The 26,182-nt window shown below is 61.9% G+C and carries 27 protein-coding genes and 1 tRNA gene; 20 read left to right on the top strand and 8 right to left on the bottom strand.

The features are described from left to right. Window positions 1-15 precede the first annotated feature (15 nt). The 13 genes from EEB13_RS02130 (at window position 16) to EEB13_RS02070 (ending at window position 11,285) form a co-directional block, all read left to right on the top strand. On the top strand, window positions 16-666 hold the full coding sequence (locus EEB13_RS02130) for an alpha/beta hydrolase (RefSeq protein WP_141484498.1): 651 nt from the start codon (window positions 16-18) through the stop codon (window positions 664-666). Continuing rightward, window positions 663-2,000, top strand: coding sequence for an NAD(P)/FAD-dependent oxidoreductase (locus EEB13_RS02125; protein WP_141484497.1), 1,338 nt, complete (start codon window positions 663-665; stop codon window positions 1,998-2,000). The genes EEB13_RS02130 and EEB13_RS02125 overlap by 4 nt, the downstream gene beginning before the upstream one ends. Continuing rightward, window positions 1,991-2,731, top strand: a complete 741-nt coding sequence (locus EEB13_RS02120) for a DUF1365 domain-containing protein (RefSeq protein ID WP_141484496.1) — start codon at window positions 1,991-1,993, stop codon at window positions 2,729-2,731. The genes EEB13_RS02125 and EEB13_RS02120 overlap by 10 nt, the downstream gene beginning before the upstream one ends. Window positions 2,732-2,742: 11 nt before the next feature. Then, window positions 2,743-4,011 carry an SAM-dependent methyltransferase gene (locus EEB13_RS02115; protein WP_141485517.1) on the top strand — a complete coding sequence of 423 codons (1,269 nt, stop codon included), beginning with the start codon at window positions 2,743-2,745 and terminating at the stop codon, window positions 4,009-4,011. Continuing rightward, window positions 4,008-5,279, top strand: coding sequence for a class I SAM-dependent methyltransferase (locus EEB13_RS02110; RefSeq protein ID WP_141484495.1), 1,272 nt, complete (start codon window positions 4,008-4,010; stop codon window positions 5,277-5,279). Before EEB13_RS02115 ends, EEB13_RS02110 begins: the two co-directional genes overlap by 4 nt. Beyond that, a complete protein-coding gene (locus tag EEB13_RS02105) occupies window positions 5,267-6,046 on the top strand; it encodes a DUF1295 domain-containing protein (RefSeq protein ID WP_141484494.1) in 780 nt (259 codons plus the stop codon). Before EEB13_RS02110 ends, EEB13_RS02105 begins: the two co-directional genes overlap by 13 nt. A gap of 62 nt (window positions 6,047-6,108) precedes the next feature. After that, entirely contained in the window at window positions 6,109-6,486 is a 378-nt protein-coding gene (locus EEB13_RS02100) for a fluoride efflux transporter FluC (protein WP_116101523.1), read from the top strand. Beyond that, a complete protein-coding gene (crcB, locus tag EEB13_RS02095; protein WP_033231120.1) occupies window positions 6,483-6,827 on the top strand; it encodes a fluoride efflux transporter CrcB in 345 nt (114 codons plus the stop codon). Before EEB13_RS02100 ends, crcB begins: the two co-directional genes overlap by 4 nt. 56 nt (window positions 6,828-6,883) lie before the next feature. Continuing rightward, window positions 6,884-8,521: a phosphoglucomutase (alpha-D-glucose-1,6-bisphosphate-dependent) gene (gene pgm, locus EEB13_RS02090; protein ID WP_045070447.1), complete on the top strand. Its 1,638-nt coding sequence runs from the start codon at window positions 6,884-6,886 to the stop codon at window positions 8,519-8,521. A 42-nt stretch (window positions 8,522-8,563) separates the two neighbouring features. Then, window positions 8,564-9,775 carry an MFS transporter gene (locus EEB13_RS02085; protein ID WP_033231118.1) on the top strand — a complete coding sequence of 404 codons (1,212 nt, stop codon included), beginning with the start codon at window positions 8,564-8,566 and terminating at the stop codon, window positions 9,773-9,775. Between the two features lie 9 nt (window positions 9,776-9,784). Next, entirely contained in the window at window positions 9,785-10,273 is a 489-nt protein-coding gene (locus EEB13_RS02080) for a MauE/DoxX family redox-associated membrane protein (protein WP_033231117.1), read from the top strand. A gap of 60 nt (window positions 10,274-10,333) precedes the next feature. Further along, window positions 10,334-11,071, top strand: coding sequence for a DsbA family protein (locus EEB13_RS02075; protein ID WP_033231116.1), 738 nt, complete (start codon window positions 10,334-10,336; stop codon window positions 11,069-11,071). Window positions 11,072-11,209: 138 nt separating this feature from the next. Beyond that, window positions 11,210-11,285 (top strand) — tRNA-Ala (locus EEB13_RS02070). 54 nt (window positions 11,286-11,339) lie between these two features. On the opposite strand, the gene EEB13_RS02065 is transcribed toward EEB13_RS02070, so the two are convergent. Continuing rightward, window positions 11,340-13,874, bottom strand: a complete 2,535-nt coding sequence (locus tag EEB13_RS02065) for an alpha/beta fold hydrolase (protein WP_141484493.1) — start codon at window positions 13,872-13,874, stop codon at window positions 11,340-11,342. Window positions 13,875-14,037: 163 nt separating this feature from the next. Here EEB13_RS02065 and EEB13_RS02060 point away from each other — a divergent pair, with 163 nt between their 5' ends. From EEB13_RS02060 to bluB, 3 genes are read left to right on the top strand one after another with little or no spacing between them, the layout of a single operon-like run. Further along, window positions 14,038-14,652, top strand: a complete 615-nt coding sequence (locus EEB13_RS02060) for a lipocalin family protein (RefSeq protein ID WP_033231114.1) — start codon at window positions 14,038-14,040, stop codon at window positions 14,650-14,652. Window positions 14,653-14,686: 34 nt separating this feature from the next. Further along, entirely contained in the window at window positions 14,687-15,709 is a 1,023-nt protein-coding gene (locus EEB13_RS02055; RefSeq protein ID WP_141484492.1) for a CobW family GTP-binding protein, read from the top strand. After that, window positions 15,706-16,335 (top strand): 5,6-dimethylbenzimidazole synthase, encoded by a 630-nt coding sequence (bluB, locus tag EEB13_RS02050; protein WP_033231112.1) that lies wholly within the window; start codon window positions 15,706-15,708, stop codon window positions 16,333-16,335. Before EEB13_RS02055 ends, bluB begins: the two co-directional genes overlap by 4 nt. Before the next feature lie 15 nt (window positions 16,336-16,350). Here bluB and EEB13_RS02045 read toward each other — a convergent pair whose 3' ends face one another. The 4 genes from EEB13_RS02045 to glp all read right to left on the bottom strand — a co-directional run bounded on the left by EEB13_RS02045 (window position 16,351) and on the right by glp (window position 20,632). Beyond that, a complete protein-coding gene (locus tag EEB13_RS02045) occupies window positions 16,351-17,763 on the bottom strand; it encodes a DEAD/DEAH box helicase (protein ID WP_033231111.1) in 1,413 nt (470 codons plus the stop codon). Between the two features lie 234 nt (window positions 17,764-17,997). Next, the gene (locus EEB13_RS02040; protein WP_033231110.1) at window positions 17,998-18,411 is read right to left on the bottom strand and encodes a molybdenum cofactor biosynthesis protein MoaE; all 414 of its coding nucleotides are present in this window, start codon (window positions 18,409-18,411) and stop codon (window positions 17,998-18,000) included. Then, window positions 18,404-19,396 carry a bifunctional molybdenum cofactor biosynthesis protein MoaC/MoaB gene (gene moaCB, locus EEB13_RS02035; protein WP_141484491.1) on the bottom strand — a complete coding sequence of 331 codons (993 nt, stop codon included), beginning with the start codon at window positions 19,394-19,396 and terminating at the stop codon, window positions 18,404-18,406. The genes EEB13_RS02040 and moaCB overlap by 8 nt, the downstream gene beginning before the upstream one ends. Before the next feature lie 36 nt (window positions 19,397-19,432). After that, window positions 19,433-20,632 (bottom strand): gephyrin-like molybdotransferase Glp, encoded by a 1,200-nt coding sequence (glp, locus tag EEB13_RS02030; RefSeq protein ID WP_141484490.1) that lies wholly within the window; start codon window positions 20,630-20,632, stop codon window positions 19,433-19,435. A gap of 117 nt (window positions 20,633-20,749) precedes the next feature. On the opposite strand from glp, the gene moaA reads away from it, so the two are divergent. From moaA to EEB13_RS02015, 3 genes are all read left to right on the top strand, one after another. Continuing rightward, window positions 20,750-21,823, top strand: a complete 1,074-nt coding sequence (gene moaA, locus EEB13_RS02025) for a GTP 3',8-cyclase MoaA (RefSeq protein ID WP_141485516.1) — start codon at window positions 20,750-20,752, stop codon at window positions 21,821-21,823. Next, on the top strand, window positions 21,816-22,073 hold the full coding sequence (locus EEB13_RS02020) for a MoaD/ThiS family protein (RefSeq protein ID WP_141484489.1): 258 nt from the start codon (window positions 21,816-21,818) through the stop codon (window positions 22,071-22,073). Before moaA ends, EEB13_RS02020 begins: the two co-directional genes overlap by 8 nt. Window positions 22,074-22,437: 364 nt before the next feature. Next, window positions 22,438-23,202, top strand: coding sequence for a hypothetical protein (locus EEB13_RS02015; protein WP_116101516.1), 765 nt, complete (start codon window positions 22,438-22,440; stop codon window positions 23,200-23,202). A gap of 73 nt (window positions 23,203-23,275) precedes the next feature. On the opposite strand, the gene nadE is transcribed toward EEB13_RS02015, so the two are convergent. Then, the gene (nadE, locus tag EEB13_RS02010; RefSeq protein WP_033231106.1) at window positions 23,276-24,100 is read right to left on the bottom strand and encodes an ammonia-dependent NAD(+) synthetase; all 825 of its coding nucleotides are present in this window, start codon (window positions 24,098-24,100) and stop codon (window positions 23,276-23,278) included. Between the two features lie 33 nt (window positions 24,101-24,133). Here nadE and EEB13_RS02005 point away from each other — a divergent pair, with 33 nt between their 5' ends. After that, window positions 24,134-24,688 carry a nucleosidase gene (locus tag EEB13_RS02005; RefSeq protein WP_045070428.1) on the top strand — a complete coding sequence of 185 codons (555 nt, stop codon included), beginning with the start codon at window positions 24,134-24,136 and terminating at the stop codon, window positions 24,686-24,688. A 15-nt stretch (window positions 24,689-24,703) separates the two neighbouring features. Here EEB13_RS02005 and EEB13_RS02000 read toward each other — a convergent pair whose 3' ends face one another. Both EEB13_RS02000 and EEB13_RS01995 read right to left on the bottom strand, forming a co-directional pair. Further along, on the bottom strand, window positions 24,704-25,483 hold the full coding sequence (locus EEB13_RS02000; protein WP_141484488.1) for an META domain-containing protein: 780 nt from the start codon (window positions 25,481-25,483) through the stop codon (window positions 24,704-24,706). A 36-nt stretch (window positions 25,484-25,519) separates the two neighbouring features. Beyond that, the gene (locus EEB13_RS01995) at window positions 25,520-26,119 is read right to left on the bottom strand and encodes a TetR/AcrR family transcriptional regulator (RefSeq protein WP_033231103.1); all 600 of its coding nucleotides are present in this window, start codon (window positions 26,117-26,119) and stop codon (window positions 25,520-25,522) included. Window positions 26,120-26,182 lie beyond the last annotated feature (63 nt).

Raw genomic sequence — 26,182 nt, 5'->3', positions numbered from 1 at the left:
TGCCGAATGCCCTATATGACGCTTCAGCATCGGACGCAGTATCGGGACGATCGCCACCTCACAGTGATGGTTCTGCCTGGTGGGAAGGTTTCGAGTCACCGCCGTTCGCGATTCTGGCATCTGTCGAACCTCCGGATGCGCCCGTTCTCGGCAGCGATTCGGCAACGTGGATTCGATGTCGTGGCGGTCAGGTATCGCACACGAGGGTGGAACGGTCGGGAGCAGAGCCCGGTTGCAGATGCGCGGCAGGTACTCGATCGGATCAAGGCACAAAACTCTGACGCGCAGGTGATTCTGCTCGGACATTCGATGGGTGGACGGGTAGCCGCCGCTCTGTCGGGTGACGCGGCAGTCATAGGAGTCGTCGCGCTGGCGCCATGGTGGACGGCAGGGACGGACTTCGGACTGCGACAGGGTTGCCTGCTGCGGGTAGTGCACGGCACGGTTGACCGCTGGACCGACCCGGATCTTTCCCAAGCGGCGGTCGAGCGAGCGCGTAGATCCGGCCTCGACGCCGAGTGGATCGGCGTCGAAGGTGCCGGACACTTCATGCTGCGGCGGCCATCACTGTGGCACCGACTGGCAGCAGATGCGGTCTCGGAAATCGCAATGGTCTCGGAGAGCGCAGAGAAAACTACCGAAGCGAAGGCAGGCGAGCGACGATGAATTCGGGCAGACGGAGTTCGGTGAAGCGGAGTTCTGACAAGCGCAAGGTTGCAGTCGTCGGCAGCGGGGTCGCAGGTCTTACAGCGGCGTGGGTGCTGAGTAAGGACAGTGACGTCACGCTCTACGAAGCGGATTCGCGGCTCGGGGGACACGCCGACACACATGCGGTGACCGATCCTGAAGGTCGCAACTTCGCTGTCGATACAGGGTTCATCGTGCATAACGACCGCACCTATCCGACACTGTTGAGATTGTTTGCCGAACTTGGTGTCGTGACACAGGAATCGGACATGAGCATGTCGGTCCGCTGCGAGGGCTGTGGCCTCGAGTATTCCGGCGGGCAGGGGCTGCGCGGGGTCCTGCCAACGCCTGGACTACTGGTGAACGGCAGCTTTCTGTCGATGTTGATGGAGGTCAAGCGGTTTCATCGACGAGCGCGTGCACTGCTCGAGCAGCCCGAGGAGTCGACTGCCTCGACTGCCTCGACTGCCTCGACGCTCGATCAGACGCTCGGCGTATTCCTGCGTAACGGCAGATTCTCGGACTACTTCACCGCGCACTTCATGACCCCGCTGGTATCCGCGGTGTGGTCGTGTGACCCGTCGGCCGCTCTCGAGTATCCGGCGCGGTACCTCTTCGCGTTCCTCGATCACCACGGCATGCTTACTATCTCCGGTTCGCCGACCTGGCGGACGGTAACCGGTGGTTCGGTCGAGTACGTGAAAGCTGTGGCACAGAGCATCAGTGCCGTTCGCCTGAACACGCCGGTTCACGCGGTGTACCGGCACGGTGATTCAGTCGAGATTCGTGGGGGAGATGATCGGCTCGAGACATACGACGCGGTGGTAATCGCGACGCATCCGCAGCAAGCGCTGAAGATTCTCGCCGATCCTACGGCCACGGAGCACGAGGTTCTCGGGGCTATGCCGTATTCGATCAATCACACCCAATTGCACACAGACGAGACTGTGCTGCCCGACAATTCGAATGCGCGGGCGTCGTGGAACTACTACCTGCCGCATTGCGATGCGAGGCCAGATCACGTGCTCGTCAGCTACGACATGACCCGGTTACAGCGTCTACCGGAGACCGGTCGACGGTACATCGTGACTCTCGGTGGCAAGGACATGATCGCCGCGGATTCCGTCATCGACCAGATGACCTACGAGCATCCGCAATACACGCCGACTTCCGTTGCAGCTCAAAGCCGGCTTTCCGAGTTGGACTCGGATGTGCTTGCTTTTGCAGGCGCGTACCACGGGTGGGGTTTCCACGAGGACGGTGCATTGTCGGGTTTGCGTGCCGCGGAGCGGGTCGGAGGTCGGTGGCAGTGACCGGGCCGATTACACCGTCCATCGTCTACACGAGTATTCGCCACGTGCGAACAGAACCGCTGCACAACACATTCGAGTACAAAAGCTACAGCTGGCTGGTCGATGTGGACAAGTTGCCGCATCTGCCGAAAGCATTGCGTCCCTTGGCGAGGTTCACGGCTGCAGATCATCTCGGCGATCCCACCCTATCGATTCGCGTAAACGTCGAGTCGTTCTTGCGGGCCAACGGAATCGAGTTCGGCGGCGGCCGGATCCTCATGCTCGCGAATGCGCGTGTACTCGGCTATGTGTTCAACCCGTTGAGTGTGTTCTGGTGCCTGAATGACGATGGCGCCGTGCGGTGTGTGGTGGCTGAAGTTCACAACACCTATGGTGAGCGGCACTGCTACCTGCTCGAGACCAACGACAATGGTGCGGCACGCACGCCGAAGGAGTTCTACGTCTCGCCGTTCAATGACGTTTCCGGCGAGTACCGGATGAGGCTACCGCTTCCCAAGGAATCGGTGGAGCTGTCGATAGTGCTTGCCAGACCGGATCAGGCACCCTTTGTCGCCACGGTACGTGGTCGATGTGTTCCGGCCACCGCGGGCGTGATAATTCGGAGCTTTCTCGCGATTCCGACTGCACCACTGAGGGTCTCCGCGCAGATTCGATATCAAGGCATCAGGTTGTGGGCCAGACGATTACCGGTAGTTCCACGGCCGCAACATCAACCGCAGGAGGCAGTGTGATGACAACCGTGATGACAACAATGACTCGTAGCGCTGAGGTCGAACGCTGGCCAGGAGTTGCCACCGTTCCCAGCGGCCTCAAGGTGCGGGTGGCGTCGCCGGTTGCACGGGCGCTGTTCCACAAGGCAGTCGCGCGCTTGCCCCTGTGCGTTCAGATGCCGAACGGTGATTTCTCGGGCGGCGGTGGACCCGATTCGCCGTTGATGGTCATTCATCGCCCGGATGACTTTGCTGCTCGGGTGGGCGACAGTGGTCTGATCGGATTCGGTGAGTCGTACATGGCGGGTGACTGGGAAGCCTCCGATCTCACCGCAGTCCTGGAAGTTTTTGCCTCTCGCGTGGCGACACTGATTCCAGACTTTCTGCAGCGGTTGCGTGGCCTCTACATTCCCAAGCAGCCACGTAGTGAACGCAATTCGACGCAGAACACCCGCTCGAACATCTCGCGGCACTACGACCTCTCGAATGAGTTGTTCGAACTATTCCTCGACGACACGATGACCTATTCCAGTGCCCTGTTCGACGACCTGTCAGTAGGGGACTCCCAGTCATGGGACGTGTTCGCAGCCGCCCAGCACCGCAAAATTGATCGGTTGCTGGACGGTGCGGGCGTCGGGCCTGGTTCGCGAGTGCTTGAAATCGGCACTGGGTGGGGGGAATTGGCGATCCGAGCAGCCCAGCGTGGTGCGACGGTGCGTTCGGTGACGCTGTCGGTGGAACAGCAGGAACTGGCAGCCAAGCGGATAAGCGCTGCGGGACTGGCGGATCGCGTTCAGGTCGACCTTCTCGATTACCGGCAGGTGCAGGGGGAGTACGACGCAGTGGTGTCGGTCGAGATGATCGAGGCGGTCGGCCACCAGTACTGGGGAAGTTACTTCCAGAAGATCGACTCCCTGTTGGCGCCGGGTGGGCGTGCCGCGATCCAAGCAATCACGATGCCGCATGATCGGATGTTGGCTACCCGCAACACCTATACATGGGTGCACAAGTACATCTTCCCGGGAGGTTTCCTGCCCTCCATACGGGCGATCGAGGACGTCACTGAACGCATGACCACTCTTCGTGTGCGTGAACGCATGTCGATGGGTGATCACTACGCGCAAACGCTCCGCCTCTGGGATGAGCGGTTCAGTGCCCGCGCGGAGGAGGTCGCAGCGCTCGGATTCGATGACGTATTCACCCGCATGTGGCATTTCTATCTCTGCTATTCCGAAGCGGGTTTCCGTTCCGGATATCTCGATGTGCAGCAAGTGATTCTCGATCGGAGGAACCCGCGATGACCACCACGATAGATCGATCGATACAAGGCGCCGGCGTTGCTGGTCGTCTGTCGGAAATCCTCAGTCCGCTTGTCGGCGGCGAACTTCCGGTTCGGCTGACGGCGTGGGACGGCAGCGCAGCAGGGCCGGTCGATGCGCCGAAAGTGACGCTTCACAGCGCAAACGTGCTGCGACGACTCTTGTGGAATCCCGGAGAGTTGGGTGCGGCGCAGGCGTATGTTCTGGGCGAACTCGACGTCGAAGGCGATCTTGGCGAAGCACTCACGCATGTGTGGAAAGTGTCTGCCGAGCGTGGGCTGGGGTCGATCTCGCCGTCACCGTCGGTTATCCTCGCCGCGGTTAAGGCCGCGAGATCCTTGGGGGTGTTCGGGCGCCCGTTGCCACCTCCCGTGTCGCAGGCGCGGGTCAAGGGTCGCTTGCACAGTATGTCGAGGGATCGGGCGGCGATCGGTCATCACTACGACTTGTCGAACGACTTCTATTCGCTGATCCTCGACCAGAACATGGCGTACTCCTCGGGGTACTGGACTTCCGATGCACCGGAATACACTCTCGAAGACTCTCAGAAGGACAAGCTGGACTTGGTATGCCGCAAGATCGGACTCGATCGGGCGCGCGGGCAACGCTTACTCGACGTTGGTTGCGGGTGGGGTTCGTTGAGCGTCCACGCAGCTCGCGAGTACGGTGCCCACGTTGTCGGAGTGACGATCTCGGCGGAGCAGAAGGCGTTTGTCGACTCGAGGGTCCGATCGCTCGGCCTCGAAGATCGGGTCGAGATCCGACTGCAGGACTACCGTGAAATTCCGGACGGACCCTACGACGCCGTCGCGTCGATCGAAATGGGCGAGCATGTCGGCGAGGACAATTACCCGACGTATGTGAAAGCGCTGCACGACAATGTGATCGAGGGTGGTCGCGTGCTGATCCAGCAGATGTCGCGGACCGGGCCGCATCCGGGTGGTGGGCCATTCATCGAGTCGTTCATTGCGCCCGACATGTATATGCGTCCAGTTGGGCGCACCGTGGCGATGATCGAGGAGGGTGGGCTGGAAGTGCTTGACGTTCAAGCGCTTCGGGTGCACTACGTGCGCACAGTCGACTCATGGATCGAGACGTTCGAGTCCAACTTCGATCGTGTCGTCGAGCTGGTCGGCATGGAGGTCGCCCGGGTGTGGCGTCTCTACCTCGTCGGCGGTGGCATGGCATTTCGTGACGGGCGGATGGGTGTGGATCAGATTCTTTCGGTGAGGCCGTCATGTCTTCGATGACGCTCGGTCCGATGTTGTTCGCGAGCTTTCTGGCGGTTGTCGTCACGATGGCGGTTACGGCGTCGATCGGTATACGTATCGGCCGGCACAATGTTGTCGACGTGTCCTGGGGTGTGGGCTTTGTCGTCATTGCCGCAGTATCGGCAGTAGTCGGTGCGGGCGATCTGTGGCGCCGTCTACTGATGCTCGCGTTGGTCGGCATCTGGGGCCTGCGATTGGCGTGGCACATGGCTGTGCGCTCGCGCGGTAAGGGCGAGGATCCTCGGTACGAGCAGATGCTGGGAAAGGCGTCCGGCAGTCGAACTCTGTATGCGATACGGAAAATCTATGTGACGCAAGGTATCTCCCTGTGGTTTGTGTCGCTGCCGATTCAGGTGTCCGCGGTGTCGTCAGGTGGGTTCAACCTGTTGGTACTCCTGGGCGTCGTGTTGTGGCTGGTCGGTGTGACGTTCGAGGCGGTCGCCGATCGTCAGATGGCCGAGTTCAAGTCCGATCCCGGCAGTTCCGGGCACATCATGGATCAGGGACTGTGGGCGTGGACGCGTCATCCCAATTACTTCGGTGACGCCTGCGTGTGGTGGGGCATATTCCTCGTCGCGGCATCGGTATGGCCAGGAGTGTTGACGGTTCTCTCACCGATTGCGATGACATATTTTCTCGTGTTTGCGACCGGCGCGCGACTTCTCGAGCAGCACATGGCGCACCGCCCCGGTTATCGTGAGTACCAGGAGCGGACGAGCTACTTCATTCCGCGGCCGCCGAAGTAGGTCTGGCTCAGAAGTGGGTCTGGCTCAGTAGTAGATCTGGCTCGAGCGAGTGAGGAGCGCGAATGAGTGAACTGGGCTTGCCGGCGGCTATCGGAGCGGTGGCCGCCGGTGGTGCGCTCGGGGCGATGACGAGATACGGGTTGGGCGAGTGGTTTCCCCATATCTGGACTACTCTCGTGATCAATGTCGTGGGGTCGTTGATCCTCGGAGTGCTTGCGGCACTGCTGATTCACGACAAGGTCTGGTACATCTTCTTGGGCACGGGATTCTGCGGTGGCTTCACGACGTTCTCGTCGTTTGCGGTTCACGCGGTTACCGAAAGTCCGATGCGATCTATTCTGTACGTCCTCGGCACTTTGATTCCGGCGATCTTGGCCGCAGCGTGGGGCAGAGCCCTTGGCGAGCGCTGGATGCGTCGTAGTGAGGGGGCGAACGTATGACCGTTCTCCTCGTAGCGATCGGCGGAGGCGCCGGAGCGACCGGTAGGTACCTGCTCGCGAAATACGTCCCGACATACCGGGGATTTCCGGCAGCAACATTCGCGGCTAACGTCCTGGGTTGCTTTCTCCTCGGATTGTTTACCGGCGCAACACTCTCCACCGCTATGGCGGCCTTGCTTGCAACCGGGTTCTGCGGCGGTTTGTCCACGTACTCGACGTTTGCGACCGAAAATGTGGGCATGCTGGACAAGCGTCAGACGGCGATGTCGCTGGTGTACATCATCGCCAGTCTTGTCGTTGGGCTGAGCGTCGCCTGGTTGGGAATTCAGATCACAGGGTAGAGAATGAGCGGCAGTCGTGTCGGCTGCGTAGTCGACCACCGGGCTTAGGGGGATTCGTGGCGCACGAACGAGCAGGACAGGTGGCGCAACCACAGGATTTGATCGACGTTCCGCACTTGGTTTCCGCGTATTACACACGGACACCTGATCCTGAGGATCCGATGCAGCAGGTGCTGTTCGGGACGTCGGGGCATCGGGGTTCCAGTCTGGACGGCGCGTTCAACGAAGCGCATATCCTGGCAACTACGCAGGCGATCGTGGAGTACCGCGCGTCGCAGCGCATTGACGGGCCGTTGTTCATCGGCCGCGACACGCACGCGTTGTCCGAGCCGGCCTGGCTGTCTGCGCTCGAAGTTCTTGTTGCCAATGACGTAGTGGTGCTGGTTGATTCGCGCGACGCCTATACCCCCACACCCGCTGTGAGTCACGCGATTCTGCGATACAACTCCACTGCGCCCGAGGCCAAGGCCGACGGAATTGTCGTGACGCCTTCGCACAATCCGCCCCGTGACGGTGGGTTCAAGTACAACCCGCCCCATGGCGGCCCGGCTGATACCGATGCCACGTCGGTCATCGCGGACCGTGCCAACCAACTGCTCCGCGACGGACTGGCCGGCGTCCGGCGCGTCACGACGGAACAGGCGCTGGCCAGGGTCGAGCGGTACGACTTCCTGCGCTACTACGTCGACGACCTGCCGTCGGTGCTCAACCTCGACGCCATTCGCGACGCGGGTATCCGCATCGGCGCAGATCCGCTCGGCGGCGCCAGTGTCGACTACTGGGGAGCTATCGCCGAGACTCATCACCTCGACCTCGAGGTCGTCAATCCTCTGGTCGATCCGACGTGGCGATTCATGACGCTCGACACCGACGGCAAGATCCGCATGGATTGCTCCTCGCCTGACGCGATGGCGTCGTTGATCGGTATTCGGGATCGCTACGACATCGCCACCGGAAACGACGCGGATTCCGATCGGCACGGAATCGTCACCCCCGATGGCGGTTTGATGAACCCCAATCACTATCTGGCCGTTGCCATCGAGTACCTCTTTGCTCACCGCCCACAGTGGGCTGCCGGCACGAAGGTCGGGAAGACGCTGGTCAGCTCATCGATGATCGACCGCGTTGTGAACGGACTGGGACGCGAACTCCTGGAGGTACCCGTCGGCTTCAAGTGGTTCGTACCCGGGTTGCTCGACGGTTCGGTCGGGTTCGGCGGCGAGGAAAGCGCGGGAGCGTCCTTCTTGCGTCACGACGGTTCGGTGTGGACGACGGACAAGGACGGCATCATTCTTGCACTGCTCGCGTCCGAGATCACGGCGGTGACCGGCAAGACGCCGTCGGCGCACTACACAGCGTTGACCGAGAAGTTCGGTAGCCCCGCCTACGCCCGTATCGACGCGCCCGCGAGCCGCGCGCAGAAGGCGGTACTGGCAAAACTGTCACCGGAGCAGGTCACCGCGACGGAACTGGCGGGGGAGCCGATCACCGCGGCGCTGACGGCAGCGCCCGGAAATGGCGCCGCGATCGGCGGATTGAAGGTGACCACCGAGAACGCGTGGTTTGCGGCCAGGCCGTCGGGAACCGAGGACGTGTACAAGATTTATGCCGAGTCGATGAAGGGCGCCGATCATCTGGCTCAGGTTCAGTCGGCAGCGAAGGACTTGGTGTCAGGTGTCTTGAACGCGAACTAGCTCGCGGCCCGCTCGTGTCGCCCGGCTAGAATCCCGGGCGACATGAAAACTCGCGCAGCCAGGCTGCCACAGGAAATCTGGGTGCTGGTTTCCGCCAGCTTCGTCATCGCTCTCGGATTCGGCATCGTTGCCCCGGCGCTACCGCAGTTCGCCCGCAGCTTCGATGTGTCGGTTACGGCCGCCACAGTCGTCATTTCGTCGTTTGCATTTATGCGCTTGGTGTTTGCGCCGATGAGCGGCACCTTGGTGCAGAAACTCGGCGAGCGCCCGGTGTACATCCTGGGACTGTTGATCGTCGCGCTGTCCACCGGAGCGTGCGCGTTTGCGCAGGAGTACTGGCAACTGCTGCTGTTCCGGTCACTTGGCGGTATCGGTTCCACCATGTTCACCGTGTCGGCGCTTGGCCTGCTTATCCGGATGTCGCCGCCCGACCATCGGGGACGCGTATCCGGTCTGTATGCGACGAGCTTCCTGATGGGTTCGATTACCGGTCCGATATTTGGCGGCGCGCTGCTGCAGTTCGGCCTGCGGATGCCGTTCCTCATCTATGCGGCAACGCTGGTCATCGCTGCCGCTGTGGTTTTCTTCAGTCTGCGTGGTTCACATCTTGCGTCGCCGGACAAGGGTGCGGCGATCACGCCTATGACGTTGGCCGAGGGTCTACGTTCGCCGGTCTATCGCGCTGCTCTGGGCTCGAATCTGGCATTCGGTGGTGTCATTTTCGGCGTCCGCGTCGCGATGGTCCCGCTTTTTGTCGTTGAGGCTCTCGGTCGTGAAGACTCGGTGGCCGCATATGCGCTGGCAGTTTTTGCGGTCGGAAATGCGCTGGTTCTGACCTTCTCGGGTCGGCTCTCGGACAAGTACGGACGTAAACCGTTTGTGCTTGCCGGGCTGGTTGTCTGCGGCGCCGGCACGATGGCGATCGGATTCACGCACAACTTGGTGGCGTTTTTCCTGATTGCTGCCGTGACGGGCGCGGGCTCCGGTTTGATGAGTCCGTCGCAGCAGGCTGCGGTTGCCGACGTCGTCGGGTCCAAGGCGCGCGGTGGTCCCGTTCTGGCGGTGTTCCAGATGATGTCCGACGTTGGTGGTGTGGTCGCGCCGATCTGCGCCGGACTACTGGTTGAGCATTTCTCGTACTCGGCAGCCTTCGCGACGATGGGAGCTGTGGTGATCATTGCGAGCGTGGGTTGGCTGCTGGTGCCTGCGAAGGCTGTGACCGCGAAAACAGTCAGTTCGGAAGTCCCTCTGTAGGCTCGGCTCGTGGCTATTCGCATCGTGAGTCTTGTGGCCCGCTTGGGTTTGGCAGCCGTGTGGCTGATTTCGGGTGGCATCAAATTCCTCGATCCCGTTCAGACGAAGATCGCCGTCCGGGCGTATCAATTGTTGCCCGAGAGCCTGGTCGGCCCCGTGGCGATTGCGATGCCGTTGGTCGAGATCGTTCTCGGATTACTGCTGCTCGTAGGCCTCGCCGTACGAGCGTCGGCTGCAGTGTCGGTTCTCATGCTGGTTGTGCTCATCAGCGTGATCATCTCGGTCTGGGCACGCGGATTGTCCATCGACTGCGGCTGTTTCGGGGGAGGTGGAGCTGCCGACGTCGACGCGTGGGACTACCTCAGCGAGATCCTGCGCGACATCGGATTCCTGGCATTGGCCCTGTGGTTGTGTTTCTTCCCACGGTCACCGCTCGCATTGGGACAGGGATCACGTACCGCATTCTCAGTTGAAGCACAGTCTTCAATGGCAAGGTGAATACCCGGGGAAGGTAACCCCTCGGTAAAATCGTTTCGACGCACGAAGGACTGCATCAGCGTGAGCGCCAAGAACAACAAGTACAAACCGGAACCGGTGTCGAGTCGGTCCACCTATGTCATCGGTGGAATCGCGGTCCTGGTGATCGCAGCCCTCGTCATCGGCGGTGTCCTGTGGCAGTCGAGCAAGAACAAGGTGCAAAACGACGGCTACGGCTCGGTTCAGAACTCCGAGGTGGTTGTCACCGTGGAGGACAACGGCGTCGTGCTGATCGGAAAACCGGACGCACGTACCACTCTCGACATCTTCGAAGACCCGCTGTGCCCGGCGTGCGCTGCACTCGAGCACTTGAGTGGCCAATCGGTATCGGCAGCTATCGACGCCGGTGACGTTGCTGTTCGCTATCACATGCTCAACTTCCTCAACCGGGCATCGAGCAGCGGTGATTACTCCACCCGCGCGGGCGCCGCATTGCTGTGCGTCGCGCAGGACGGCGACGCGATTGCCTACTCGAATCTGCACACCACACTCTTCTCTCCGGACAACCAACCGTCTGAAGGCGGCAAGAGTGATCACACCAACGACGATTTGGCTCGGATAGCCGGCGAAGCCGGTGCATCGGATGCAGCTACTACGTGCATCTCCTCTGGAGCCAACGTGGAGGCCGCTGCGGCCAATGCTGCTGCAGCCAGCGAGGCACTCTCCGCCGCCGGCGGAACGGGCACCCCGACGGTTATCGCCGACGGCAAGATCGTCAGCACCAAGAACAGTGACTGGGTTTCGCAGTTCACCTCCTGAAGCAGTGTGCGGCCGCTCTGAAACCCGGAGCGGTCGCACCAGCTTGACCAGGCGATTTGTTGCTCACCGCGCAAGTGGTGTAACTTTCTTCAAGCAAGCGGCAAGCAGAACAACCGCCTGCGAGTTCGAACTGAATACGGGGCTATGGCGCAGCTGGTAGCGCACCACACTGGCAGTGTGGGGGTCAGGGGTTCGAGTCCCCTTAGCTCCACCAAAAAGAGCAGGTCAGACAAAATGTCTGACCTGCTCTTTTTTGTCGCTTCGGCCGTTAGCTCAATGCCCGCTCGAGTGCCTCGCCAGTAGCAACGGCGTACGGGGCCCGCAGAATGTCTTCGTGCGATCCGGCTACATCCTCGAAAGTGATCTGGCCGGTGGCGATGGCCGACCAATCGTGTGCATCCTGTCGGTTGTTGTCGCCGCGGATGACCGTAACCGAACCGCGATACGGGCTTGGCGCGTACTTGCGCAGGGACGCCAGTCCGCGATGGTAGAAGAGGTACCACTGCATCGACGGGTCGAACTGCATGATGCCCGCGACTTGGTACCGGAGCCAGATACCCAGAACCGATGTTTTCGAGGTCCGGGCTCGGGCATTGAGCACCGGCTCGCCGGATTCCGATGGCGCCGGCGGCTCAGTGGTGTCAGGCCGCGGCCCGATCATGTTCTCCCGCAACCGAGTGTCCAGAATGACCACCTGTTCGACGATCTCGCCTTCCGCGTGGAGGCGATTCGCAATTTCGAGGGTGACAAACCCGCCGTGGGAGTAGCCGCCGAGCACATACGGGCCGTGCGGACGGACCTTCCTGATCTCACGGATGTATCGGTCGGCCATCTTGGCAACGGTGCGATCGGGGAGCCCGCGAGATTCCATCCCGTGTGCTTGCAATGCGTACACAGGTCGATCACCGGACATCGCCTGCACTGTCGCGAGAAAGCTCAGTGCAGGCGCACCGGCTCCGGTGATCAGGAAGAGCGGAGTTCGGGAACCGCTCGTGGCAAGGGGAACAAGCACAGATGCCCGGCCTTCGTCACGCTTCTTGTTGCGCAGCATCGCGTCGACCAGCGCGGCGAGTTCGCGGATGGTGGTGGCGCCGGCAAACTGGGCGGCGCTGACGGTGACCAGTACAGCGGCTCGTAGTGCGGCGAGCATTTCTGCGGCAGCGAGTGAATCTGCGCCGAGGGCAAAGAAGTCGTCGTCACGGTCGAGTGATTCGATCCCGATGATCTTGGACCAGATGATGGCCACCCGAAATTCGGTGACGGTCTCGAGAGTCGGCGTGGCGGTGGAGGTGGAGGTAGCGACCGGCGCCGGTGTCGGCAGCGCGTTGCGATCGATCTTTCCGCGTTCGTTGCGGGGAATCGAGGCCAGCATCACGATGTGGCGGGGAACCATCCAGCCGGGCAGGCTCAGAGATACCGCGCGTCGAATCTCCGCGGGAGACAGAGCAATTCGCTGTGAATCACTCACGACGTATGCGCAGAGCTCTGGGTGGTCGTTCTCGGTCCGAACGATCACGGCCGTATCGACGACGCCGGCCACCGCGCGGATGGCGACGTCGACTTCGGTGGGTTCGACAAGGTATCCACGAATTTTCACAGCATCGTCGAGTCGGCCTTTGAGTTGCAGTTCGCCGTCGCTGTCGATGCATCCGCGGTCGCCGGTGCGATACAGGCTGATGCCGTCGGCCAGCGGTGTGAATCGTTGCGCTGTCCGCTCCGGGTCGCCGTGATAACCGTCGGCCAAGTCGCTGGAAATGACATGGATTTCGCCGATCTCGCCGTCGGGCAGCTGGTTGCCCTCGGAATCGACTATCCGGACGTCCTTCCCGTCACGTGCTCGACCGGCGGGGACGATGCCCGCCGGGAACGTGGCTGCGGGAGGAAAGGCGTTGTAGGCGACGACCCCCGTTTCCGTGGTTGCCATCCAGTTGACATAGGTCACGTCCGCGAACCCGCGATCACGGTGACGTTGGTAGTCGTCGCCATGAACAGCCTCGCCGTAGGTAACGACAACGCGTAGGGAACTCTGGGGATCTGCGCCCGGTTCGGCGGCATTCTGCTGCGTCCACGCCCGCAGGAACGACGGTGCGCAATGAGCTGTGGTGATCGAGTTTCTCCGGAGCCAACTGCCCAGGGTGGAACTGCCGTCGACGCGGGGGTCCCAGCAATACACGGTGACACCGTTCATCAAACCCATGATGAGTGCGGTGATACCCGCGCCGAAGCTGACGGGCAGAAGGTTCCCGATGTGATCGTCCGGTCGGAGATCGATGGCGGCGGCAAGTTCGTCCGCCTTGTTCAGACACATCGAATGGCTGAGCACCACTCCCTTGGGTGCGCCGCTGGTGCCGGAAGTGAATGCGATCATGGCTGGATCGGAGCTCAGTGACTCGAGTGCGTTGCCGAAACGGAACGGAGTGGCAGCGGCGTGTTCGAGGATTGTCGCGATGGAGACCGCGCCCGACGTGGACAGGATGTGCTCGCGCCTGGCCGGCGGCAGCTGCGGGTCGATCATGACGAGTGGCCGACCGGAGATCAGTGTGGCAAGGATGCGGACAACGGCCTCGGCGGTGGGGTCGAGTTCGACAGCTACCGGACAGCGGCCGTGCGGCCCGCGAATATCGAGTTCACGCGCGAGTGCGTCTGCGCGGACTTCGAGATCTGCGAACGTGATCTGATCCCGTGGGGTGACGACGGCAACGGTGTCGTGCTGCATAGAGGTGACGCGGCGCCACCGCGATTCGATGGTTTCGTCGATGACGGCATACCGCGTCCGTTCGAGCCCTAGATCGACCACGTTCATGTCTGACGCTCCGTTCCAGCTATCAGTTACTTATTAGCAAAGACTACAGAAGGTTGGGTATCGAGGTCTATAACAAACCAAAAGTAGTTTTCCATACGACCAATCCGCGGGACCATCCGCTCCGAATGTCAGGCGAGAAAACAAACGAACGGAAGGCAATGACATGAAGTGGTCGGGGAGATGTGCGATTGCGGCAGTCGGAGCGGGTGTCGGTATGGCGATGACGGCCATGCCGGCGCAGGCAGCTCCGATGTCAGCGGACTTGTGGCAGCCGTTGGCACCCGTCGAAAAATTGGATGTCGAACGCTACGTCGGCGACTGGTACCAGCTGGCAGCGGTGCCTCAGCCGTTCAACCTGATGTGCGCCAAGGACACCCGGGCGCGATACGAGGTGCTCGACTCGTCGAATGTGAGCGTGCAGAATACGTGCACGACCTGGGCTGGGGACCAGAGCGGCATCGCCGGTAATGCGCGGGTTACCGATACGCAGTCCGCAGCGCAACTTCATGTCAGTTTCCCGGGCGTACCTTTTCAGGATGGACTGGACGGGCCGCCCAACTACATCGTCACCTACATTGCCGACGACTACTCGTGGGCACTGGTGGGTGACCCGCTTCGAACGTCCGGGTTTGTATTGTCGCGTTCACCCGCAGTCGATGCCGCGGGGTGGAGTGAGATACGCCGAGTTGCCGAGAGTCGCGGGTACAACGCATGCACGATCGTGACGTCACCGACAACCGAAGGCAAGAAGGAGATTCAGCCGCTCTGCACAATCTGACGGCCCGCTAGGATTGCGTGGTGCCTAGGATTTCTTGGTGAAAAAACAGATTCCCGTGATCGTCGTCGCAGGATTTCTGGGTTCGGGAAAGACGACGCTCCTCAATCACCTTCTGCACAACAACAACGGTGTGCGCATCGGGGTCATCGTCAACGACTTCGGCTCGGTCAACATCGATTCGATGATGGTGGCCGGCCAAGTCGACTCGACGCTCTCACTGAGCAACGGGTGCCTGTGCTGCGCGGTCGATGTCTCCGACATGGACGAGATGCTCGACAAGTTGGCGCACAGCCAATCCGAGATCGACGTCATCGTCATCGAAGCCAGCGGGCTGGCGGAGCCGCGCAACATGATCAGGTTGGTGCTGGGCAGCGAGAATCCGCGGGTCGTGTACGGCGGCCTGGTTGTTGTAGTCGACGGGGCCAACTTCCGATTGACACGTAGCACCCATCCCGAGCTCGATCAGCACGTCGGGTTAGCGGATCTACTCGTCGTGAACAAGATCGACTGCGTCGACTCTGCGGAGCACGAGGTCTTCACGGAGGTGATTCGTGGGCTCAACCCCCGAGCGCCGATTGTGGACACGACTCACTCTCGCGTGGACCCAGCTCTGCTGTTCGATTTCGCGGCCGCGCCGCAGCCGTTACCTGGTCAGCAGATGAGCCTCGACGAACTGCTGCGCGACGATCATCACGACCACATTCACACCCACTACGAGGCAGTCGATTTTGTGTCCGACACGGCGCTCGATGCGCGCGCCGTCACAAAATTTCTCGAGAACCAACCGGCCGGTGTGTACCGGATCAAGGGGTTCGTGAACTTCGATATCCGGGGTTACACAGGCAAATTCGAAGTACAGACAGTGGGTGATCACGTGCGAATCACACCATTACGGTGGAAGGCCGGCGAGCCGCGGACTACACAGTTGGTCGTGATCGGCAGTGGCATGGACAGTGCAGTCGTCCGGGACACGTTGAGTGAGTGCATACGCGTCGAGGGAGTCGAGTCGCACCCCGATGCGATGCTGGGATTGCACCGCTATACCGTCGGAGCGTGAGTGAATCAGCTGTATCTGTGTACGAAGCGATCCGGCGCCGGCGCGACGTGCGGGCAGAGTTTTCCGGTGAGGTTATTCCGGACGATGTGCTGATGCGCATCCTCGACGCGGCACATCGGGCGCCGAGCGTCGGGAACACGCAGCCGTGGGATTTTGTGGTGGTCCGCAATCCGGACACGCTCTCGACATTTGCCGCGCACGTCGCGGAGGCGAGGGTCAATTTTGCTCAGTCTCTGCCTGACGATCGGCGCGAGACGTTCGACCCCATCAAGATCGAGGGGATCACGGAAAGCGGTACCGGGATCGTTGTCACCTACGACCCGTCGCGCGGAGGCCCCAACATTCTCGGCCGTCACACGGTCGACGACACCGGCTTGTTCTCTGCAGTTCTCGCAATTCAAAACCTGTGGCTGGCCGCGGTTGCCGAGGACATCGGCATCGGGTGGGTGTCGTTCTACGACGAGGAATACCTCACCGAACTGATGAACATTCCGGCTCCGGTGAGGCCCATTGCCTGGCTGTGCATCGGGAAAGTAACTCAGTTCCAACAGGTTCCGGATCTCGAGCGCTTCGGATGGAAACAGCGCCGGCCATTGGCCGACGCTGTCCATTTCGAAACCTATTGAGTTGTCCGCTCGCGGTTAGCGGGCCGCGGGACGTCCACCGGTACGGGCCCGGCCTGCGCCGCCGGACCGCGCGCCACGAGACTGACCACCCTGGCCGCTGCGAGCCTGACCGCCCTGACCTGAACGTGCCTGGCCGCTACGAGCCTGACCGCCCTGACCGGAACGTGCCGGACGAGATCCGCGGCCGCCGCCCTGCGGTGCCACCGGAGCCTTGGGTGCGGGGGTGACATGCGGTGCGATGTCGCCGACAAGCTTCACGACGTGCTCGGAGTTCGCAGTCGATCGAACGGGCGTCACCTTGATAGCTGCCTTGCGCATGAGGATCGCGAGATCCTTGCGCTGCTCGGGCAGGACGACGGTAACTACGTCACCGGCGCTGCCGGCGCGAGCGGTACGGCCACTGCGGTGCAGGTACGCCTTGTGCTCGGCCGGGGGATCGACGTGCACAACCAACTCGACGTCGTCGACGTGAACGCCGCGAGCGGCAACGTCGGTGGCAACCAGAACGCGAGCCTCGCCGGCGGAGAACGCGGCAAGGTTGCGATCGCGGGCAGCCTGCGACAGGTTGCCGTGCAGGTCGACGGACGGAATGCCCGACTCGGTGAGCTGGCGAGCCAACTTACGAGCCTGGTGCTTGGTGCGCATGAAGAGGATGCGTCGGCCGGTGCCGGACGCCAGCTTCTCCACCAGAGCCTTCTTCGCTTCGACGCCGTCGACGTCGAACACGTGGTGCGTCATCGCGGCGACGGGGGAGTTGGCCTCGTCTACCGAATGCATGACCTCGTTCTTGAGGAAACGCTTGACGAGCTTGTCGACGCCGTTGTCCAGGGTGGCGGAGAACAGCAGTCGCTGGCCGTCGGCCGGAGTGGACGAGAGAATGCGGGTGACAACGGGCAGGAAGCCGAGGTCGGCCATGTGGTCGGCCTCGTCGAGGACCGTGATCTCGACGGCGTCGAGGCTTACGAACTTCTGCTTCATGAGGTCTTCGAGGCGACCGGGGCACGCGACGACGATGTCGACTCCGGCCTTGAGTGCCTGGACCTGACGGTGCTGCGAGACGCCACCGAAGATGGTGGTGACGCGCAGGTCGTAGGCCGCGGCAAGCGGCTCGAGGGTTGCGGTGATCTGGGTGGCGAGCTCGCGGGTCGGCGCGAGAACCAGTCCGAGCGGGCGGCCCGGACGACGCTTGCCGCCGGCCAATTCACCCGCGAGGCGCGAGACCATGGGGATGGAGAAGGCAAGCGTCTTACCGCTGCCGGTCTTTCCGCGGCCCAGGACGTCGCGTCCCGACAGAGTGTCGGGGAGGGTGTCGATCTGGATCGGGAAGGGGGAGGTGATTCCGCCGTCTTCGAGTGCTTTGACCAGCGGCGGACGTACACCGAGGGAAGCGAAGGTAGCGGTAGTGGTGACAGTCGAGGTGTCGGACAAGTGTGTTCAGAGCCTTTCGGGGCACTTTGCGTGCCCGGATGCCGACACGGCAAAACAGCCGTATCTGACAATCAAGCACAGTGGTGGCGGCGCTGCCGGTCGGCAGGCTTCTTCGCCGTAAGAAGTGCGGGTGCGTTAAGCACTCTTCGCGAACTGAAGTTGCGTTCTTTCGACGCTGGGTGCCCACTTTCGGACACCTAGTGATGCTAAGTCTACCTGGACCGCGCGGCTTCTCTACAACCCGACCCACTCGGAAACGCCACTGGCGAAGCGCTGACGCTTCCAGATCGGCACTTCGGCCTTGATTCGTTCCACCAGTTCGGCGCACGCTGCAAACGCTTCCGCGCGATGTGGGGCAGCGACCGCGGCAACCAAAGCGTGGTCGCCGATCTCGAGATGTCCGACGCGGTGAATCGCTGCGACGGGTAGGCCGGTAGAAGCCGACACTTCCTCGCAGCAGGTGCGCAGAAACCGTTCGGCGTCGGGGTGTGCCTGGTACTCGAGGGCTGAAACAGCTTGGCCACCATCATGATTGCGCACCGTGCCGGTGAAGACGACAACTGCGCCGTTCTTCGGTCCGGCGACGGCAGCGTCGACGGTGGCGGCTTGAATCGGATGTTCGGAAATTCGTGCGAGCAGTTCAGTCATCGTGCATTCCTCCGCCTGCAACCTGCGCGAGCAAGTGATCGATGATGGGGTCGAGGACGGCAAGTCCGTCCTTCACGCCGCCCGGAGATCCGGGCAGATTGACGATGACAGTGCGCTCTGTGAGTCCTGCCACTCCGCGGCTGAGCGAGGCGTGTGGGGTCTTTTCGAGCCCCTTTGTGCGGATCGCTTCCGCGATTCCCGGTAGTTCGCGGGTGAGAACGGCAAGCGTCGCTTCGGGCGTGGCATCAGTGGGAGAAGCGCCGGTTCCGCCGGTGCTGATGATCAGGGCTGGGGAACCGGTTCTGGCGTCGTCGATGCCCGCGGCGATGTCGGCGTCGGCGTAGACCAGTGGGCCGCGCACTTCGAAATCGCGATCCCGGAGCCATTGTTCGATGACCGGGCCGGTTGTGTCGGGGCGGGTCCCGGCGGCGCCACCGGTAGACGCGACAAGGACGGCCGCGGTGCGCGTGGTGTCGAATGTGTTTGGGGCAGTGCCAGATTCAGGAGCCGGGTCGCTCTCGCGCGTCCAATGTCCGCGTTTACCGCCGTCTTTGGTGAGCAGGCGGACGCCGTTCATGGTGGCAGCGGGGTCAATGGCTTTGACCATGTCGTGCAACGTGAGCCCGGCCACGGCAACCGCTGTCAGCGCCTCCATCTCGACGCCCGTCTGCCCGCGAGTCTTGGCCGTAGCTTCGACGGTGATCGAGGTCTCGGTGAACCCGAACTCCACTTTGACGGACGACAACGCGAGTTGATGACACAGCGGAATGAGCTCGGACGTCTTCTTTGCGCCCGCGATGCCGGCGATCCTTGCTGTCGAGAGGACATCGGCTTTGGGCATTCCGTCGGCCCGGACGAGGCGAATGACTTCCGCAGTGGTGACCAGTTCACCTGCGGCCACCGCAATGCGCGTCGTCTCGGCTTTTGCGCTCACGTCGACCATGCGGGCGCGGCCGTCGCCGTCGACGTGTGTCAGTTCGGTCATTGAAAGTCCTTACCGTCCTTTTCAGTTCCAGCGTTTTCAGTTCCAGGCAGAGAGCGGAATGACGCTTACCGGTGTTCCGGCATCAAGTGCGGTGACGTCGGCGGGAATGTCGAGAAGTACGTCCGCCCAGGCCATCATGGCAACAAGATGGGAGCCGGTGCCGGACACCGGTTCGACGCCGTCGCCGGAGCGTCGTCCGCGGAGGAACTGGCGCTTGCCGGGGATTGATCGCAGCGCGGCAGTCAAGGGGCGACGTTCGGATGCGATGGGTGGCAGTCCGGCGGCGCGTCTGATGTTCTCGCGTGCAAACACTTCGAACGACACCATTGTGCTCACCGGGTTTCCGGGGAAGCTCAGTATCGGAACCTCGTTGACCACAGCTGAGCCCTGCGGACCGCCCGGCTGCATCGCGACGTGACCGAACGCAGCACCGAGGGGTTGCAGCGTTTCCTTCACGACCTCGAAGTCGCCCATGGACACACCGCCGGAGGTGAAGACAAGGTCTGCGACAGATGTTGCGTACGAGAGTAATTCGCGGAACACATCCGGATCGTCGGTGCTGCGGGCGATGGATACGACGTCGGCCCCGTTGGCGCGGGCCAAGCTCGCCAGGGCGGGCCCGTTGGAGTCGTAGATCTCGCCGGGGTTGAGTTGTGTTCCTGCGCTTTTCAATTCGGCGCCAGTAGTGATGACGGCGACCCGTGGCGGTGTGTATGTGATGACAGTTGCTGCGCCAACGGCCGCGAGTGCCGCGATGTGCCGCGGTTCCAGGCGAGTGCCTTCTCGAACCAGGAGCATGCCAGCCGTGATGTCGCTTCCGCGTTCACGGACGAACTCTCCGGCGGCGCGTCCACGGTTGATCGTGACGGCGTGCTTCGAGTCGCCGGTGGTGTCTTCGACCGGGACGACGGTGTCTGCGCCTTCGGGCATGGGCGCGCCGGTCATGATCCGAAATGCCGAGCCCGCGAGATGTTTCGGGGGAGTGCCACTACCCGCTGCGAGAACTCCTCGCACAGCGAGTGTGACGGGCGTGTTGCGTACGGACTCGGCGTCGACGGCGTAGCCGTCCATTTGCGAATTGCGGAACAGAGGAAGATCGACAGGGGAGGTGACGTCCGCCGAGACTATCGACCCCAGCGCCTCGGTGAGGGGCAGGGCGGTGGGTGCCAAAGTGTGCAACCCGGCCAGCAATCCGGATACGTGCTCTTGATGGTCTTCGACGGAACGTGCGCTCACAGCGATAGCCTCGACATGGTCCGATTCTAGATGGTCTGGTTCCAGGTCGAGTGATACGAGTGACACTTCCCGTTGCCCGCTGCGCCATACTGGAGTGATGTGGAACCTGGTGCAGCGATGACTCCGGTGGTGGTGGGGATCCCCACTGTCCGGAGCAATTCTGTCCGTGGCAATCCCGCGTCGATGACGGGCCGGCCCGACACCGACGTATTGATCGACAAGTTCGGGCGCGTTGCCCGTGACTTGCGAATCTCGATCACCGAAAAGTGTTCACTGCGTTGTACATATTGCATGCCCGAGGAAGGCCTGCCGGTCATTCCCACTGAAGATCTGTTGTCCACCGAAGAGATTGTTCGCGTTGTAGGTATCGGAGTCGATCGTCTCGGCATTCGAGAAGTTCGTTTTACCGGCGGCGAACCGTTGATGCGCAAAGATCTCGAGAAGATTATCTCCGGCTGTGCTGAGCGTGTTCCCGGAATTCCTTTGGCAATGACTACTAATGCGGTCGGATTGGAACACCGCGCGCAGCAATTAGCGGCAGCCGGATTGACCCGCGTCAATGTCTCTTTGGATTCAGTGGATCGCGCGCATTTTGCAGAACTGACGCGCCGCGACAGACTGCCGTCGGTGTTAGCGGGAATTCACGCTGCGGCGCGAGCAGGTCTGGCTCCACTGAAAGTGAACGCCGTTCTTATGCGTGAGACGTTGAGCGGGGCGGCGGAGCTTCTCCACTGGTGCGTGGACGCCGGCGTGGAATTGCGATTCATCGAGCAGATGCCCCTCGACGCCGATCACACGTGGGCGCGAGAGAACATGGTGACCGCCGAGGAACTTCTCACCGTATTGGGCACTCGATTCACTTTGACCGCGATCGGGCGTGACGACCCCAGTGCGCCGGCCGAGGAATGGAAAATCGACGGCGGTCCGGCGACGGTGGGAATTATCGCTTCGGTGACTCGATCTTTTTGCGCCGACTGCGATCGGACACGTATGACAGCCGAGGGAACTATTCGGTCATGTCTGTTCAGCGATCGTGAAGTGGACCTGCGAGCAGCACTGCGTTCAGGCGGCGGTGACGATGAGATCGCTGATCTGTGGCGGGGCGCAATGTGGAACAAGTGGGCAGGTCATGGGATTGCGGCAGAAGGCTTTGTGCCGCCGGAGAGAAGTATGGGTGCAATCGGTGGCTGATTCGGAATCGATGTCGGTTCGATACTTCGCTGCAGCCGCAGACGTGTCGGGGTGTCGTAGCGAGACACTCGCGCTGCCGCATTCAAGCACGCTCGCTGATCTTGTTGCTGTTCTGTCTGACAAATACGGCCCCGACATGAAGCGCGTTTTGTCCGTTTCTGCGTATCTCGTCGGCGAGGAATTGACGCGTGATACCGGTCGCGTCGCGGGGCCTGCGGTAGACATTTTGCCGCCTTTCGCGGGCGGCTAGAGCTGTCGATCAAAATAAACCTCAAAATTCTTTTGCGGTTTACTGTCGCTGACAGGTACCGACCTAAATGATGAGATCGGATGTCCTAAGAGGCCCGGTATGACGTGTTGATCCGATTTGCGACGCAGCTTCGTTGTGCTGGTCAGCGCATTTTACCTCGGTGTTTGACTGACATTTGATTGTCGTTCTGATTAGTCGGAATTGTCTGACTGAACTCATACTTTTGGGGGATGTAACATTTTTGGTATCCAGGTAGATGCGTCATTCACATGAATGACAAGGGATTTTCCGAGTCAGAATTTTCGCCAAATTCATGTGTTACCTTTTGTCGTAATTCCCCCCGTGAATGGTGAAAGGTACTTACATGTCCCGCAATTCCACACGTCGTCTCGGTTTCGCTTTTGCTCTCGTCGGCGCAGCAGCGCTGACGGCTCCGGCACTTGCCGGAGCGACCACCGGCTCACTCGGTTCTTCCGATGCCCCCGCCGCAGGCTTCACCTGCTCGGCACTGTCGACCGAGACAACCCCCAATGGCTGGGGCATTCCGTTCGACGACGAGAAGAAGCAGGTTGCCTTCTACTCGGACACCGATGTCCTCGATACGGATGGTTCACTGAAGCTGGAGATCACCGCACCCTCGCCTGACAACCGTTCGGTGTCGTACCACTCCGCCGGCTCGATCAAGCTCTCTGACGCCGTCAAGACGGAGATCGGCTTCGCAGAGAAGGCAGCCAGTTCACAGGCATCGTTCCAGTTGCGTCTGAGCGGCACCACGAACCCGGCTGACAATGGATTTGCGACCGTGTACTGGGTAGCAAACGGAAACGACTCCGTTGACACCACCAACGGCGGAGCACACACCAACATCCAGAACGGCAAGTGGATCAGTACCCGTGACATCGGCGGTGCCCCTAAGAACGTTCCGACGGACCTCGCGGCAATCGCCGCAGCAAACCCCGACGCTACGGTTGAGCATTACGGCGTCAGTATCGGTCGCGCCGATGCCGGGCTGACCCACGTCGACGCCGTGAAGTTCAACGGTTGCACCACCAACTTCGCGCTGAAGGACGAGCCTGCCAGCCCGTTCGGCAGCCTGGGCAACATCTTCGGCAGCCTCTCGGCCAGCTGATAACAGCAGAACGAAGCACGGCGCCCACCTTCCTCTCGGAAGGTGGGCGCCGTGCATCTATAGGAATTGGGGGCTAACGCCACCAGGTGTCGAGCGGGGTAACCGGAACGGTCCGCTTGTGACGGGTGTTCAGGTACATCTTTTCGAGTTTGTCGGATACCTCCGTGGAGACGTCCTTGCCTTCGAGGTAGTCGTCGATCTGGGCGTAGGTGAGTCCAAGCGCCACCTCGTCGGGGAGGGCGGGGCGGTCGTCTTCGAGGTCGGCGGTGGGCACTTTGCGCCACGTGCTCTCGGGCGCGCCCAGTTCCTGCAACAGTGCGGCGCCCTGCCTCTTGCTCAGGCCGGTCAGCGGGGTGATGTCGACTCCGCCGTCGCCGAACTTGGTGAAGAATCCCGTGATGGCCTCGGCAGCGTGATCGGTGCCGATCACGATGTACCCCAATTGGCCGGCGATGGCGTACTGGATCATCATGCGCTCTCGAGCTTTGATGTTGCCGCGCACGAAGTCTCGCAGTTCACCGTCGCCCAGGGCCTCGGAAGCTTCACGGGCTGTGGCGTCGGCTCCTGGCTTGACGTTGACGGTCAGGCTGCGGTCGGGCTTGATGAAACCGAGCGCGATCTGCGCGTCGGACTCGTCGGCCTGCTCGCCGTACGGCAATCGAACGGCAACGAACTCGGCGCTGTGGCCCTCCTCGCGCAGTTCTGTCACCGCGCGCTGAGCGAGCGCACCGGTCAGTGTGCTGTCCTGCCCGCCGCTGATGCCCAGCACGTATCCCTTGGCAGGAGTGGACAGCAGATAGTCCTTCAGGAACTGAACCCTGGTGCGGACTTCGGCCGCCGGCTCGATGGACGGCTTCGCGCCTAGTTCGTCGATGATGCTCTCGCGCAATGTGGCCATGAGGGAACTTTAGCGACAGGTATCGTCTCGCGCATGAGTGCGAAGAAAGTTCTGGTGGTCAGCGCAACCAAGGCGGAGGCGGCGTACGTTCCGCAGGAGTTCGAGTTGGTGATCACCGGTATCGGAAAGGTCAGTGCGGCAACGGCAGTCGCGTCGGCGCTGGCACGGTTTCTTCCCGGAGAGTTGCCGTTGGTCGTCAATATCGGCACTGCAGGCGCGCTGCACGTGCATCACGGCGGGCTGTTCGTTCCGGGTGTCGTGATCAATCACGACATCAGCAGTGCGGCGATCAGATCGTTCGGCCACGAGGTTGTGGATCGACTGGCCTTAGTCGACGGCGACGATTCGGTTCTGGCCACCGGCGACGCATTTGTCTCCGACGCGGCCGTCCGGGATGCGCTCGCGCAGCGGGCCGATCTGGTGGACATGGAAGGTTTTGCGGTCGCCTACGCGGCGCGGGCCGCCGGTGCTCGGTGCCGGTTGGTCAAGCATGTGAGCGATCAGGCTGACGATTCCGCTCTGGACTGGCCGGCCCAAATCGATGCCAGCGCCCGCGAATTGGGGCGCTGGCTGGCCGAGAACGTCTGAGTCGGACTCGCTCGATCAAGCCTGGGCTGTCAGGATCAAGCCGTTGCCGTCGGGCTTGCGGAGCGTCATGGTTGCGGCGTCGACGGCGACGGTGACCTCACCGTCGAGCACTGTCAGGACGTGCCGTTCGATGTCGGCAACTTCTGGCTCGCACGCCATCCTCGTGGTACCCATCGGGGCGAAGGTGATGGTGGTGTCGGTGACCGTTGCCGACCCCATCATGCGGTTACATCCGGTGCTGCCGGTGACCGATCCGTCGGCGGCGATCGTGAGTTCCGGCGCCGAGGTTTCGAGTGCCAGGCTGGATGTGACGGCGTCGGGAGTGATGAGCGACGTCACGGTCCAGGCAGTGCCCTGAACAGGACGGTCCGGGTCGACGACCTTCTTGTCGGCAAGCGTGACGGTGATCGTGTCTGTGGTGAGGGTGAGTGTGTCACCGGACAGTGTCCAGGACGGCTGTGCGGAAAGGAGCGTTGTCACCCAAGCGTCGGATTCCATGACGGGGGGCTCACACGCCATCATGGTGGTGGCCATCGTGTCGGTGGCGATCTTGCCGTCCGTGAATTCGACTGCGCCGCTCGCTGTATTGCAGCCGGCAGTCGCCGCCACCAGGCCGGGCGTCGTGAAGTCGAGGGACAGTGGGCCGCCGCCGGGAATCGGGGTTCCGTCCACCTGGGTGGAGATGAATACCCGCCCTGCGGGATCGGCGACCGAGTCCGGTGTTTCCGAGTTGCTGGAACAGCCACTGACGGCTGCGATGGCGAGGAGGCCGAGGACGGCGGCTGCGATGCGCATTGGCTCAGACTAGGCGCTGGAATGTGTTCGAGGTCTTCAACATCGAGTAACGCGCCGGGCAAGATTTTCCCAACCGTCAGCGAGTCTTTCCGTCGTCATCCCGAGGTCGCGAACCTGGTACAGAACCAACGACGCTTCGAGTGGCGCCAATAGTGCCGAGGCGAGAAGTTCCAGATCGCCCTCGACGCCGGCCGTGCGGAGCAAACTGATCACGTGCGCGATGCTCAGCGAGCGGGCCGGGCCACCGAAGCGAAACTCCGGCGCGTTCTCGGCAGCGCGGAGAACGTCGCCCTGGACCTCGACCATGGCGATGCGGGCGCGACCGAAGGCGACCAGTCGGTCTATCGGCGGCGCGCCAGGCCCCAGTGGCGGCGGACCGAACATGAAGGCGTGCTGCAACTCTCGCTCGGTGTGGTCCAGGAGTGCTTGCATCAATCCAGCACGACTGCCGAAGCGGCGAAAGACTGTGCCCTTGCCCACACCTGCGCGGCACGCGACGGCGTCCATGGTGACGGCGTCGACTCCGCGTTCGGCCACGAGCAGCGCTGCGGCGTCGAGCAGAAGTGCCCGGTTACGTGCGGCGTCGCCGCGCTCGGCCGGTTGCGCGCCGATCTGGGGTAGGGGGATTGCGCTCACCCGGTCGAGGTTACATGGCTGCGGAATATAAGTGGACCGTGGTCCGTTTAGGGGGTATAACTT

This window comes from Rhodococcus sp. WS3, from assembly GCF_003797085.1.
Taxonomy (GTDB): Bacteria; Actinomycetota; Actinomycetes; order Mycobacteriales; family Mycobacteriaceae; genus Rhodococcus_F; species Rhodococcus_F globerula.
The sequence above is the reverse complement of the archived record's forward strand: the minus strand, read 5'-3'. Positions and strand labels throughout refer to the sequence as shown.

What these genes read in the sequence shown, in the direction of transcription:
- EEB13_RS02130 (WP_141484498.1), top strand. Translation starts at nt 16, where the DNA reads ATGACGCTTCAGCATCGGACGCAGTATCGGGACGATCGCCACCTCACA.
- EEB13_RS02125 (WP_141484497.1), top strand. Translation starts at nt 663, where the DNA reads ATGAATTCGGGCAGACGGAGTTCGGTGAAGCGGAGTTCTGACAAGCGC.
- EEB13_RS02115 (WP_141485517.1), top strand. Translation starts at nt 2,743, where the DNA reads ATGACAACAATGACTCGTAGCGCTGAGGTCGAACGCTGGCCAGGAGTT.
- EEB13_RS02110 (WP_141484495.1), top strand. Translation starts at nt 4,008, where the DNA reads ATGACCACCACGATAGATCGATCGATACAAGGCGCCGGCGTTGCTGGT.
- EEB13_RS02105 (WP_141484494.1), top strand. Translation starts at nt 5,267, where the DNA reads ATGTCTTCGATGACGCTCGGTCCGATGTTGTTCGCGAGCTTTCTGGCG.
- EEB13_RS02100 (WP_116101523.1), top strand. Translation starts at nt 6,109, where the DNA reads ATGAGTGAACTGGGCTTGCCGGCGGCTATCGGAGCGGTGGCCGCCGGT.
- crcB (WP_033231120.1), top strand. Translation starts at nt 6,483, where the DNA reads ATGACCGTTCTCCTCGTAGCGATCGGCGGAGGCGCCGGAGCGACCGGT.
- EEB13_RS02085 (WP_033231118.1), top strand. Translation starts at nt 8,564, where the DNA reads ATGAAAACTCGCGCAGCCAGGCTGCCACAGGAAATCTGGGTGCTGGTT.
- EEB13_RS02065 (WP_141484493.1), bottom strand. Translation starts at nt 13,874, where the DNA reads ATGAACGTGGTCGATCTAGGGCTCGAACGGACGCGGTATGCCGTCATC.
- EEB13_RS02060 (WP_033231114.1), top strand. Translation starts at nt 14,038, where the DNA reads ATGAAGTGGTCGGGGAGATGTGCGATTGCGGCAGTCGGAGCGGGTGTC.
- EEB13_RS02040 (WP_033231110.1), bottom strand. Translation starts at nt 18,411, where the DNA reads ATGACTGAACTGCTCGCACGAATTTCCGAACATCCGATTCAAGCCGCC.
- moaCB (WP_141484491.1), bottom strand. Translation starts at nt 19,396, where the DNA reads ATGACCGAACTGACACACGTCGACGGCGACGGCCGCGCCCGCATGGTC.
- moaA (WP_141485516.1), top strand. Translation starts at nt 20,750, where the DNA reads ATGACTCCGGTGGTGGTGGGGATCCCCACTGTCCGGAGCAATTCTGTC.
- EEB13_RS02015 (WP_116101516.1), top strand. Translation starts at nt 22,438, where the DNA reads ATGTCCCGCAATTCCACACGTCGTCTCGGTTTCGCTTTTGCTCTCGTC.
- nadE (WP_033231106.1), bottom strand. Translation starts at nt 24,100, where the DNA reads ATGGCCACATTGCGCGAGAGCATCATCGACGAACTAGGCGCGAAGCCG.
- EEB13_RS02005 (WP_045070428.1), top strand. Translation starts at nt 24,134, where the DNA reads ATGAGTGCGAAGAAAGTTCTGGTGGTCAGCGCAACCAAGGCGGAGGCG.
- EEB13_RS02000 (WP_141484488.1), bottom strand. Translation starts at nt 25,483, where the DNA reads ATGCGCATCGCAGCCGCCGTCCTCGGCCTCCTCGCCATCGCAGCCGTC.